Annotated in this window: 9 protein-coding genes and 1 other annotated feature; of the genes, 2 read left to right on the top strand and 7 right to left on the bottom strand. The window is 47.3% G+C overall.

Features of this window, described 5'->3' with window-relative positions; translation table 11 throughout:
- The first annotated feature begins 386 nt into the window (after positions 1–386).
- Positions 387–689, top strand: coding sequence for a hypothetical protein (locus AAIH57_RS17000; protein ID WP_153979478.1), 303 nt, complete (start codon positions 387–389; stop codon positions 687–689).
- A 122-nt stretch (positions 690–811) separates the two neighbouring features.
- Here the strand turns inward: AAIH57_RS17000 and AAIH57_RS16995 are convergent, their stop codons facing one another.
- The 4 genes from AAIH57_RS16995 to AAIH57_RS16980 form a co-directional block, all read right to left on the bottom strand.
- Complete coding sequence (locus tag AAIH57_RS16995; RefSeq protein ID WP_430022475.1) at positions 812–2,827, bottom strand: stalk domain-containing protein; 2,016 nt, start codon at positions 2,825–2,827, stop codon at positions 812–814.
- Positions 2,828–2,939: 112 nt separating this feature from the next.
- Entirely contained in the window at positions 2,940–5,756 is a 2,817-nt protein-coding gene (locus AAIH57_RS16990) for a ComEC/Rec2 family competence protein (protein ID WP_430022474.1), read from the bottom strand.
- A 165-nt stretch (positions 5,757–5,921) separates the two neighbouring features.
- Positions 5,922–6,443, bottom strand: a complete 522-nt coding sequence (locus AAIH57_RS16985) for a deoxycytidylate deaminase (RefSeq protein WP_175397458.1) — start codon at positions 6,441–6,443, stop codon at positions 5,922–5,924.
- Positions 6,444–6,555: 112 nt separating this feature from the next.
- Positions 6,556–7,137 carry a ComEA family DNA-binding protein gene (locus AAIH57_RS16980; RefSeq protein WP_430022473.1) on the bottom strand — a complete coding sequence of 194 codons (582 nt, stop codon included), beginning with the start codon at positions 7,135–7,137 and terminating at the stop codon, positions 6,556–6,558.
- Positions 7,138–7,323: 186 nt separating this feature from the next.
- Between AAIH57_RS16980 and comER the strand changes: the two genes are divergently transcribed.
- Positions 7,324–8,169 carry a late competence protein ComER gene (gene comER / locus AAIH57_RS16975; RefSeq protein ID WP_175397457.1) on the top strand — a complete coding sequence of 282 codons (846 nt, stop codon included), beginning with the start codon at positions 7,324–7,326 and terminating at the stop codon, positions 8,167–8,169.
- Here the strand turns inward: comER and leuS are convergent.
- The 3 genes from leuS to AAIH57_RS16960 all read right to left on the bottom strand — a co-directional run bounded on the left by leuS (position 8,150) and on the right by AAIH57_RS16960 (position 12,913).
- Complete coding sequence (gene leuS, locus AAIH57_RS16970) at positions 8,150–10,594, bottom strand: leucine--tRNA ligase (protein ID WP_430022472.1); 2,445 nt, start codon at positions 10,592–10,594, stop codon at positions 8,150–8,152. The genes comER and leuS overlap by 20 nt on opposite strands.
- A 72-nt stretch (positions 10,595–10,666) precedes the next feature.
- Positions 10,667–10,930: a binding site (T-box leader), on the bottom strand.
- A gap of 94 nt (positions 10,931–11,024) precedes the next feature.
- Positions 11,025–11,975: a phosphotransferase family protein gene (locus tag AAIH57_RS16965; RefSeq protein ID WP_430022471.1), complete on the bottom strand. Its 951-nt coding sequence runs from the start codon at positions 11,973–11,975 to the stop codon at positions 11,025–11,027.
- A gap of 167 nt (positions 11,976–12,142) precedes the next feature.
- Positions 12,143–12,913, bottom strand: coding sequence for a class I SAM-dependent DNA methyltransferase (locus tag AAIH57_RS16960; protein ID WP_175397454.1), 771 nt, complete (start codon positions 12,911–12,913; stop codon positions 12,143–12,145).
- Positions 12,914–12,967 lie beyond the last annotated feature (54 nt).

Raw genomic sequence — 12,967 nt, 5'->3', positions numbered from 1 at the left:
TGCAAAGTTAAGTATTTTTTTGATAGTAACAGGTAAAACGTTGAAGCGTTCACATTTGTTATCGCTTACTAAGCACGGTCTGCTCCTAGAATACGTTATAGATGCTGTATATTACCACAACAAAATAACGGCTTATGTATGAAGGGCCGCTGAAATCTTATCTTAGAATAACAGAAATTGCATACCGAGTCACCACGTGGCTTCAACTAGCCATTCCATTACTTGCACGACTCAATTGAATTGCAATGGCATATATTATAGATGAGCACTTAAGAACCTTCGAAAATGAAAAAAGTCGAAATTTGTCCTAATTTAAGCTGTTTTTAATGCAATTTTCATGAAAATAGTGTATTGTAAATTTACATTCATAATACGAGGTGATGAGCATGCCAGCTCTTGCGAAAATTCAGTTGTTAAAGGAACAAATGCCGAAGGAATATCAAAGCATTTCTCATTTTGTAGAACACGCACTGCAATCCATTGATACTCTGGTTGAAGAACATCGGAAGTACACTGCTGCACAGGCGTTATACGGCGATAAAATCGTCGGATCGGAAGAACGTCTGTACAGAGAAACTGTACTTGATGTCAGAGAACAGCTCCTTCTCACACTGGAAAAAACCGTGGAAGATCTCTTGCACAAAGGCGACAAACATTGGAACAAACATTTTAAGGATGGCGTTGAATAGTTTTTTCATCCTAAAAAGGGACATAGCCCGTTTTCCGATATTCTCCCCGAGGAGTGTACCGGAAAGCGGGCTTTCTGCTTCCTTTCACCAAGGTGGCTAAATTCATGAGTCGTAAAAAGGAATTAATAAATGCTGATCAGTTTCCCGCCAACAAAGCTCAAAACACGCAATATATTTGGCCCAGCATAGACCCACACTTCTATTTTCCCCTTTGAGCTCATCTCTTGGGTAATGCTTGTCGGATCTCCCCACGCTAGACCAGCTTGTTTCGTTGTCATGCCCAAAGCTACTTCTCCAGCAATAATCTTCTTCCATGTGGACTGAGACCATTTGTATTTTTGGTAGGGGTCATACGTGAAGAATTGATCCGAATCCGACAACATCTCCGTGACCCTTGAGGCAGTGCCCCCTGCATAAGCAGCAACCGTTTTACCCTTTGCGTTACGAAACACCACCGAGTAGCTCTTATCTCCCGAATCATACTTATCAATTTCAATATCAGTAACCGTTACTTTGCTAAAACGTTGTCCCAACTCGGTGTACTCATTAATCCAATACGATTTGCCTATCAATCGACTAAGGCTTCCAAGTTCTTTTTTCTTGATTAAAGCTGCTGTATCCTTTGATTCAATAAGAATAGCTGACTTACCAACCAGAACCTCAGCCTGCCTCAACTCCGCATCCCATCGAACTTTGATCCCTGAAGTCTGACTTAATAAATTTGCCGGAAATACCGTCTGCCCTTCAATAGTTTGTACCTTCCCTTTTAACTTGAGCTCCTGATTGTTAAACCGTGCAGTTGTACTCCCTTTTTGCAGGGTAATCTTGTCATCTCCAAGTTGAATGATAAAAGACGAGCCTTTCACATCAACTTTGGCTCCCAACGTCTTAAATACCGACTGCACCGGTAAATATATAGTCCCGTTTAACAACGTAGCTCCTGTAAGCTTTTGCTCCGCTCCAGCATCCAACTGAATGCTTGAAGTCAGGTTCTCCATTGTAAATGTTACTTTGGTCGTTCCCATGCCCGTAACCTTAAGCGTGCCGTCACCCTGAATTTTTGCAACTTGTGGCTGTTCCAGGATGATTTCTTCAGGTATCGGCTGGCGTTTGATCTTAAAACCGTTGCTATAGGTCTGCTGAACTGAAAGTGTAACCGTATCTCCAAGAACAGCTTCTTTCGCCGATGCAGTCAATGTTACTTTTGTTAATGAAGGAGCTTGGAGTGATTTCAGTTGTCCCTCATTATAGACTCCCCACGTTCCATCCTGTAAAAGTGCATATAATTCATCTAGCTCAAACGAATATTCAAGTCGATTAACATTGGTTAGCCCTGGCAGTTGTTCAGACTTGTATTTAGCCGTTCGATCATAACTCCATACAGTGCCATCATTTTTCACCGTCAGCAGCTTATGCGTATTCCCCAGCCAGATCATCGATTGAACGTCACTTGCGACTTCCACCTGGTCCTCTTCATACATCATGTTCACAATGACCACTGATCCATCGTTTTTCAGGACAGCTGCATACGCACTATTCGTGGCAATGGCTTTACCGTTCTCAACACTACCAACTTTGCGCACAATGTTTCGATAGTCTGCGTAATAGACATCTCCAGACGCGGATAATGTGCCATATGAATAATTACCATCCGCTGGATAAGGACCAACATCAATGATGGATTCCAAACCTTTAATTTGCTTTCCATTTTGATGGAGTGTCCCGTCCTGAAGAAGTATCAAGCCATGCCCATACACTTTTACTACTCCGTTGTATTGACTTACCTCAGGCTTTTGGGCGTTGTCCACATCCCAACGATAGACTTGCCCATCCGCTGTCCAGCCATAAAGGGAATGAGAGTCTCCTTTAGAGATGCCGATCAGGTCCGGGCTTTGCGTCCAGACCCCACTAGTTGCCCCTTTGGACCAAACTGTACCATTGTCGAGGATATAATTGTTGCGATCCAGCATGGAAATAATCGAACTGCTTGTACTGGATGCTGCAGACGCAGGGGAATGACCCGCGAGCAAGGCGGAAACGATAACTCCAATACCTAACATCAGTGTCATCCTGAGCCATTTGGCTCCAAAATTCTGTTTTACTCCGCCGTTCTTTCGTGTTGTTTTTGCATGTCCCATTGCTTCTGTTCCCCTTCTCATTATGTAACTTGTCATCTCTATTGCCCAATAAAACTGAGCCTAATCATTATTCGGTAAATATAACCATTATCCTGCACTACACAAAAATTCATCATTCATCCATGCTCAATTTGTAACGCACATCAATCTGCCCGTCTTTTATTCTCATCTGGACTTCGCCCATCTGGTCCGTTCGATAAATCTGTGAACCCACAGCCTCCAGTCGCTCAAGCACTCCGGGGTTGGGATGTCCATATGTATTGTTAGCCCCTGCTGAAATGACTGCTGATTTGGCATGCCAATACTGCAGCCAGGCTTCTGTCGACGATGTCTTGCTGCCGTGATGCGCCACCTTCAACACATCGATCGACGTCTCAACAGATGGGAATGAAAACGACCCTGGCTCCTGTTTGAAAGAAGCTGCAAGAGACCCGTCTTGAATCATGTATAACAGATTTTGTTCTGCTGCTGCATCCATATCGCCTGTAAATAACAGTGATGCTCCAGCCATGTCCAGCAGGAAGACAACCGAATCATGATTCTGATGTTCAGACACAGGAAGCCTGCCTCCCGTATCCAGTGAATGATCCAGATCAGGCGATATAAAATGAAGCACGGTTTCTTCGTCTGCTGCGTATGACATCCCTTGTTGGATGGCATATAACGGAATACTGCGTTCCACTGCGGTATCCAGCAACTTTTCAAAATTGTCTTTGCCGCTCGTTGTACCGTTAAACATGAAACGTTCAACCGGAATCTGCTCAAGCACTGCCTGCAGCCCTCCAGCATGATCCTGATCAGCATGAGTCAGAATGACCGCATCCAGTCGATGAATACCACGTTTTTTCAATAAAGGTACAACTACCTTGGCACCCACTTCATAGGGATCTCGCCGGATTCTCCAGGATTCCTGATTGCCAAAGCTAACCGTTCCCCCGCCATCCACCAAAATATGTTTCCCTCCAGGTGTAGTTATCAGCGTGCTGTCCCCCTGGCCAATATCCAAAAATTGAACAACACCAGTACCAGCAGGCAGTGGAGTCCGGTATGCCCAAACCAATCCCACTATGAGAAGCAGGGCCAGCAAACCACACATCCCTTTATGGAACAAATTCATCCGTTCCCCCGTATAGTAGCCGGCGCCTTGCGTGGTAAACGCACTTGTATACTCCGGCCAGGCAATACTTGCACTTAGTGTCGTCATAGAACCAGAATCATTACTCCGAACCTGTTGGCCTTTACCTTGCCGATCCCAATCCATTCGTTCACTCAATCCCCCGGACTGTGCTGCTCCTTGCAAACCTTGACCACGATGTGTACGAACCAGAGGTGCGGTGTCTTCTTCCATATTAGAAGCTTGCGGAATCTCGCCCTTTCCTCGATGAAGAAGAAACAAGAGTGCATACAGTATGGCATAATACGCTGCAATCCACAGCAAGGAAGGTGTGGCCCAGATCAGGACAAGTCCCGGTAAACTATTCATCCATTCCACACTCACAAATGTTACTTTGTTCAGCAAAATCGCAACCCAGGCAAGAGGTTTGGCAAGAGGCAGCCATAGAAATGACAATAAGAGAGCGACCGTGCCAAGCGGTAATACGATAGCGCTAATCAAGGATACTAGCAAAAAGTTGGCAACAAAAGAAAGCAGCGAAAACTGGTTGAAATACAATATCGTTACCGGAAAAGAAATAAGCTGCGCGGTTACCGTCACTGAAGCTGTTGCTGCGACGGCTTTGGGCCAACCATGAAATAACCGGTTTATGAGAGGCATGTAGATCATCAGTCCGGCAGTGACGAGAAAAGATAGCTGAAAGCTGACGCTTAACAGGAAATACGGATTCCACCACATCATCATCAAGGCTGCTGCGCTGATCATCTGCAGTCCGTCTCTGGCAAGCCCTCGCCGTGCCATATATAAACCGATCATTGACATAATCCCCGCTCGAATGACTGAAGGTGAACCACCAGATAACAGCACATATGCAGGAATCAGCAATAGGACAATGGTGAGTGATGTCTCTCGGGTTAACCTCAGCCACGACAAAAGGAGTAACAGCGAAGCCACATATACCGCCACATGGGTGCCCGAGATGGCCAATATATGCGTAAGTCCCAATTGTGAAAATTGACCATAGGTATCGGGGTCGATATCGCTTGCCATTCCTATAATAAGACCTTTCATGTAACCCGCGTGAGGTTCTGGAAACAGTCTGTCTACGGCAGAACCCAATGTACTTCTGATCAGGTCATTCCACCGCAGTATATTGAACTTTCCTATCCCTTCAGGAGAAACCGTTGTTACCGAACTGGCTCCTTTCACTTTGAATAGCCAGTGAATATACTGTGTCTTCAAGTAATTCCGATAGTCAAAGCCACCAAAATTCCTCGCTTCTCCCGGAAGTGTCAGTACACCGGTTAACGTGATTGCATCCCCCCGCCGCCATCCCGCCGCAACTTGCTGCTCTTCTTCTTCAGCCAAACGCACATGTACCATCAGACGTTCTTTCGTTTGGGCCACTCGTAGAACCCCTGACGCTGTTCCAGATTGAGCATCTGACGATGCCTCTATTGAGTTCATCTGTATTTGAAAATCTGCCCGATCACCATCAACTCGAACATCCGAATCCAGTATTCCATGAAGCGTAGCTGAGTACCCAGCCAGATCTGCAGCAGCTATATTGGTAATCTCGGGCAGATTGCTCACATTCCGGGCTTCATTCCACTCCCAGTGCCCAGCTCCACCGATTAATGCCACAATAAATACCACGATGGCCCAGCCCCGCATGCCGATCCACCGAAGCAGGAACGGCAAACAGGAGAGTGCACCGACCATTCCCCAAAGGAGAGTCCATCCTGTCATAGCACATGCCATACCGCTGCCGCATAACCAACAGACTGTGAATACGAATAAAGGTCTGCCTTTCATTCTCCATCCCCCTTTAAGCCACCAGTGCAACCAACGCAAAGAACCCCCGGCAGCTGAAACAGCTAAACCGGGGGTTCTTCCCACCACATCCACTTGCTATTGACTTTAAAACGTAGTAACCTACCTAATTTTAACGTTTATTCGTTTATCCTGCGTAATCATCTGTTAATCACTAATGGTCATCATGGTCTCACGGGGCGGCTGGTAATTCTCCAGCTTGCGAAACGTAATTCCCTTCTGGGCCATCATGCGTGTTACTTTGCCTGTATCCTTGGGATACGGGCGATGAAAAACAATCTCCGTAATGCCGCTGTTGGCAAGCATATTGGAGCAAGTCCAGCAAGGTTCGTCCGTGACGTACACGGATGAACCTTCACGATCAATCCGATCGGTGAACAAGAGCAAATTCTGCTCCGCATGAATCGTACGAATACAGCGCTGCTTTTTGACCATTTCCTCCTGGCCATCGGTTACAACCAGCTCATATTCTTCGGAAATCATGCATCCGGCTTCCGAGCAGTCGGGAACACCCATGGGTGCTCCGTTATACGCTGTCCCAAGCAATTTTTTGCCCTGAACAAGCACAGCTCCGACATGGCGGCGTGAACAGCGGGAACGGGTTGAGACCATATATGCGATATCCATGAAATAAGTATCCCAGTCTTTGCGTACGTCTGCTGTATTCATGATCGTTTCCTCTCCCGTTCGTTTTAAGTTTATCTGTAGCAATACTCATCCAGCTACTTAACGTAAGAAAACCTTTGTTTACTCTATTGTAATCATCACATTATTAAATTAGTTAACGGATCTGGACATATGGAGCCATTTTCTCCAACATCTTCATCCCGATTCCTTTGACCTTTGTCAGATCACTGACTTTGGTAAATGGACCATAGGCATTCCGATAATCGATGATGGCCTGTGCCTTTTTCTCTCCAATGCCCGGAAGCTCTGTAAGCTTGGAAGCTGGTGCCGTATTAACATCGATCTTGCCGTTATCCACATCCTGTACAGGCTGAGCCGTTTGGTTTTTTTCCGGGACAACTTCCGCTGCAGAAGTCTTTGCCAATGAAACATCCGATCCGCCCACGGTGCTGCTCGAATCGACCTCTTTAACTACCCCTTTATCCACCTGTTCGTGCTCTTGAGAAACAGCATCATCCGTTCCCTTCTTTGCATCCGTATCTGCCGCCGCTTTGGCTTCCCCACCACCCAAAACAGCCGACTGCACAGCAGAAGGTTCCTGCTCTATCGTCGGCGTCTCGGTGCCGAGCTGCATGGGTTCCCAGCCAGAAGGAGGCTGTTCACTTTTGCCCGACCATAATATCAATACACTTCCAATCACCGCAGCAGCAATGGTTATTCCCTGTTTCCATTTCATGCTTCCACACCTCTCCCTGTCTTCAAAATAGTTCATTCTGAAAACGGGCGGTGCTTCCGAACCGTTGAATGTTGCTGGTGAAATTAAGCTTTTCTTTTTTCATGTCATGTCATACAAGTCCTGATGCATAGACTAGAAGGAACGAACTGCGCCAGTACCGTAAAGCATGAAAGGAGGCCTGAAACAATGAAGGTTGGATTTATCGGAACCGGCAGCATGGGAAGCCTGCTGATCTATGCCTTGATCCAATCCGGAGCATTGGAGCCCCGGCAGATCGCTGCAAGCAATCGGACCCCTTCCAAAGTACGTCAGTTATCCCTCCGTTATCCCGGCCTGCATGAATCGCAGAGCAATCGGGAAACTGTCATCCGAAGCAATATCATATTTTTGTGCGTGAAGCCGCTCGAATTCAAACATGTTATTGACGACATCCTGCCTGTTGTAAATCCCAATCATATGATCGTCTCGATTACCAGTCCCGTGCAGCTGCGCCATCTGGAATCTTCACTTCCTTGCAAAGTCTCCAAGGTTATTCCCAGCGTTACGCACCAGGTCGGCAGCGGAGCATCCCTGTGCATTCACGGCGAGCGCATGACCACGGAAGACCGCTCCGTTCTGGAAGGGCTTCTCAGTCATTTCAGCAAACCTTACCAGGTGGAGGAAGCCTGCACCCGGATTACATCCGACTTTTCCAGCTGCGGACCTGCATTCATATCCTTCTTTTTGGAACAATGGATCGAGAGTGCCGTCAAGCTTACAGGGATCAAACGCGCAGATGCCTGCGCCCTTGCAGGTGAAATGCTCCTTGGAACAGGCAAGCTGCTCACGGAAGGAGGATATACCCCCCAAGAACTTCAGGCTCGCGTTGCAGTACCCGGAGGCATTACCGCACAGGCACTTGCCCTAATGAAGGTCAGCCTGGACGGTGTATTCGACAGCCTTATTCACACGACCCATGACAAGTATGAAGAAGACTTGTTAAAGCTCGATGAATTATTCAGAGCCGGTGAGATTAACCGGCAACAATATTAACCAGTTTGCCTGGAACGGCAATGACCTTGCGAATGGTCTTGCCTTCCAGAGCCTGTTTAACCGGCGCCAGTTCCATCGTAAAGTCCTGCATCCCCTGTGCATCCAGATCCTTCGCAATCGTGGCACGGGTTACGATTTTACCGTTTACTTGGACTACGATCTCCACTTCGGCATCCACCGTCATGGACTCGTCATATTCTGGCCAAGCCACGTAGGAGATTCCTCCCTCGTGTCCAAGTCGGCTCCACAGTTCTTCCGCCATATGTGGTGCCAGTGGTGACAGCAGCTGTACAAAGTTTTCCATTGCTTCACGCGGCAGTGTATCTGCTTTGTAAGCATCGTTGATGAAGATCATCAGTTGGCTGATCGCTGTGTTGAAACGCAGATGCTCCAGGTCATCCGTAACCTTTTTGATCGTTTTGTGAGCGGTGCGTTTGAATTCTTCCGTTCCGCCATCCACAGTGATCTTGTCGTTGATCGCCCCAGTATCCTCGTTAATGAAGAGACGCCATACACGTGACAGGAAGCGGTACATGCCCTCAACCCCGTTCGCATTCCACGGTTTCGTAGCTTCCAAAGGCCCCATGAACATCTCATACAGACGCAATGTATCCGCTCCGAATTCATTCACAATTTCATCCGGGTTAATGACATTGCCACGGGACTTACTCATTTTCTCATTGTTGGTTCCCAAAATCATGCCTTGGTTCACCAGCTTGTGGAACGGCTCTTTGGTACTAACCACGCCCAGATCATACAGCACTTTGTGCCAGAAACGAGCATACAGCAGGTGAAGAACCGCATGCTCGGCTCCTCCGATATAGAGGTCAACCGGCAACCATTGCTGCTGTTTCTCCTGGGAGATCAATTCCTTATCGTTGCGCGGATCGATGAAGCGCAGGTAATACCAGCAGCTGCCCGCCCATTGCGGCATCGTATTGGTCTCGCGGCGTGCCTTCATTCCCGTTTCAGGATCTACCGTATTTACCCAATCCGTTACATTTGCCAGTGGTGATTCTCCCGTACCCGAAGGTTTAATCTGGTCGATATCCGGCAGCAGCAATGGAAGTTGGTCTTCTGGCACGGTTTTCATCGTTCCGTCTTCCAGGTGCAGAATCGGAATCGGCTCTCCCCAGTAACGCTGACGACTGAACAACCAATCGCGCAGGCGGTATGTTGTTTTCCCTTGTCCCTTGCCGTTCTCTTCCAGCCAGGCAATCATTTTTGCAATAGCCTCTTCATTATTCAGTCCGTTCAGGAAGTCGGAATTCACATGCGGTCCGTCTCCGGCATACGCCTCTTGTGTCACGTCTCCACCCTGAATAACTTCAATGATGTCCAGACCAAACTGCTTCGCAAATTCCCAGTCACGACCATCATGACCCGGAACAGCCATAACAGCTCCTGTACCGTATCCTGCCAAAACATAATCCGCAATCCAGATAGGCAGTTTGGCACCATTGACCGGATTGATCGCGTAGGCACCAGTGAATACACCCGTTTTGTCCTTGGCCAAATCTGTGCGTTCCAGATCACTCTTGCGGGAAGCCTGCTCCTGGTAAGCCTTAATGGTTTCACGTTGTTCCGCTGTTGTAATGGCCTCTACCAATTCATGCTCAGGAGCAAGAACGGCGAAGCTGGCACCGAACAGGGTATCCGCACGTGTTGTAAACACCTTGATGACTTCTTCACTGCCCTCAATGGCGAATACAACTTCAGCACCCGTCGATTTACCAATCCAGTTACGCTGCATATCCTTGATGCTTTCGGACCAGTCCAGCTCTTCCAGATCTTCCAGCAAGCGTTCAGCATATTCCGTAATTTTCAGAACCCATTGGCGCATCGGTTTGCGAACAACCGGATGTCCACCACGCTCACTCTTGCCGTCGATAACCTCTTCGTTAGCCAGTACCGTGCCTAGGGCTTCACACCAGTTAACTGGCACTTCATCCACGTATGCCAAGCCTTTTTTGTACAGCTGAATGAAGATCCATTGCGTCCATTTGTAGTATTCCGGGTCTGTTGTGCTAATTTCACGATCCCAGTCATACGAGAAACCGAGGGACTTAATTTGACGACGGAAGTTGTCGATGTTCCGGAAAGTGATCTCCCGTGGATGCTCTCCCGTGTCCAATGCATGCTGTTCTGCAGGCAGACCAAAAGCATCCCAACCCATTGGATGAAGCACGTTGTAACCGCGCATACGTTTGAAACGTGAAACGATGTCCGTTGCCGTATAACCTTCCGGGTGACCTACGTGCAAACCTGAACCGGATGGATAAGGAAACATATCCAATGCATAAAACTTCGGTTTACCCGGATCCTCACCCGTTTTAAACGTTTTGTTTTCGTCCCAGTACTGCTGCCAACTTTTCTCCATAACCTGCGGCTGGTAGCCGTGCTTCGGCTGGTGATTCTCACTCATCTATTGTTCCTCCTCTTGGTTATTCACATTTATTGCAACAAAAAAACCTCAGCATCCCGTAGCGTTTGCAGCGCTAGGGACGAGAGGTTGAATTCCCGTGGTACCACCCTAGTTAGCGGACGAACGTGCTTCGTCATCCACTCCCTTTGGACCTGTAACGGCGGTTAACCGATGCGGATTTCCATTCCTGAACGAATGCTGCCATTCAAACACAGGATGGTGTAATCACCGCATTTCTCCAAGGCGAGTTCGTGAAATACTGTCAATCGGCTTGCACCAACCGCCGACTCTCTGTCATGTACAGGACCCACTACTGTTCCTTATCATCGAAATATGTATACAATATCGGGAACATTATATAAAAAAGCAAGACCAAAGTCAATATTACGCGCTGCGTTGACTATAAATGGTACTGTTCAACAGCATTCGCTCAGGATAAACGAAATCGATCGATTCCTTCTTCCAAGTTATTAATCGTCCACTGAATGTGTTCCTGATTATCATACTGCCGGTATGAGCATTCAATCCTGAGCACGAGGTCAAAATACAGATCGTATAAACTTCTTCGTTTTCGTTCACTATCGGTTGTTATAGCCCTCCCGTAACCCTTCACAAATCCCGGTGTATAATTAAAATGACTGAAGTAGTGCTCCATAAGTGGATCTGCCCAGAGTGACCGCTCAAAATCAATAATGGCCGTAATCCGCCCTTGTTCCACAAAAACATTGCCATCCCACAGATCCCAGTGGACGAGCACAGCTTCCTTGACATCATCCAGCACATCGGACTTCTCCAAAATTAATACCTTAAGATCATCATAATCAACGGGGACGCCAGCCTCTTGTCCATCAGTGAGCAAGTCATCCATCAGACTCAGAAATGCTTCCTTCCAGGTGGTGTACTTCGGTTTCTTCTCCGAAAAGTAACCAAATTTCTCACCTTTGATCTCATTTATTCGGCGATTTAAAGCACCAAGCTGCTGTTCAATCCTTTCCTGTTCTGCCGCATTATACTGATCTTTGACCTTGTTGTAGGGAGTGCCTGGCATATAATCCATAATAAAATACTCCGCCGGAGCAATACTGCGTGTGGAATCATGCGCCAAGACGCGGGGAACGGGCACATCTTTGAGTTCCTCTACGAGCCGAAGTGCCTGCACTTCGGCAATCATCAGATCCTGTTCACAGCGCATGGGTTTATTTATCGCAGAAGGGGCTATTTTGAGCACGACCACCTTGCCATTGCTTAGCGTCATAAAATAGGCATGGTTGGCCCAACCATCAATCATTTCCTTATAATCTTTGATGTCTGTGTTAAAATGCTGTTTGGCAATTCCGTTTAGTTGTTCAGAAGTCAGCCTTGTTTTATATGTACTTTCCATTGTGCACCGCCTAAATCAAATTACAATTCCTACCCACCAAGCTAAGGGAAAGCGTTTTCCATCTATCCATTATGGCTCCCTTCCGCCCTGCTGACAATGCCTTTTATCACGAAAATCAAGAAAAAAAACCGCCCTTATCATCATAAGGGCAGTTTCCATATGCAATCCTATTTCACCGCAACATAAAACAGCCGCTGTGCGCCTTTTCCAGCTTCTTTCCACTCAAAATCAGCATATACGCGGACATCTCTGAAGCCAGCCTTCGTCAGCTCCAGTCTCATCCAATCCGGATCATATGCACGCTGAACATGAACCTCTTCAAATCGCTGATACATGTCCTTGCTGCCATCATCCACTCTGGAAAAGATACTCAGATGATGTTCAATCTCACACCGATCACGATCCATGTCACAGGTCCAAATATACGATACCGAGCGTTCGTCCAGCACAAAAGGCTGCTCCTCTTCATAGCGAATCAGAGTATCGGGATGATGCACGTCAAACAGAAATGTTCCCTCTGGCTTCAGCATCTCATAGGTTCGCTGGAACGTACGTACGACATCTTCCTTTTCAAGCAGATAATTGATACAGTCACAAAAGGAAATGACCGAATCAACTGGCTCCGGCACCCTCCAGTCCCGCATATCCTGTTGAACCCAGCGGACACTGCCTTCACGATACAATCGATGACCCTGAGGTGTCCCTTCCATCTTGCTTCGTGCAACAGATAACATATCTGCAGACAGGTCAATGCCCGTCACTTCAAAACCCGAGTTTACCAGCGGAATCGTAATTGAGCCCGTTCCACACCCAAGTTCGGCGACACTCTTAGGCATGCCATGCTGCTCCCACGCTGTTCTTGCAAACCTTATCCAGTCCGGATAAGGCATATCTTCCATTAATTCATCGTACACATAAGCAAATTTACGGTAAGACATGTCAGGCACCGCACTTTCAATTTCATTTTCCGATTCCAAAAGAAAAAGCAGGGG

Source organism: Paenibacillus sp. MABNR03, from assembly GCF_050455445.1.
GTDB lineage: Bacteria > Bacillota > Bacilli > Paenibacillales > Paenibacillaceae > Paenibacillus > Paenibacillus xylanilyticus.
The sequence above is the reverse complement of the archived record's forward strand: the minus strand, read 5'-3'. Positions and strand labels throughout refer to the sequence as shown.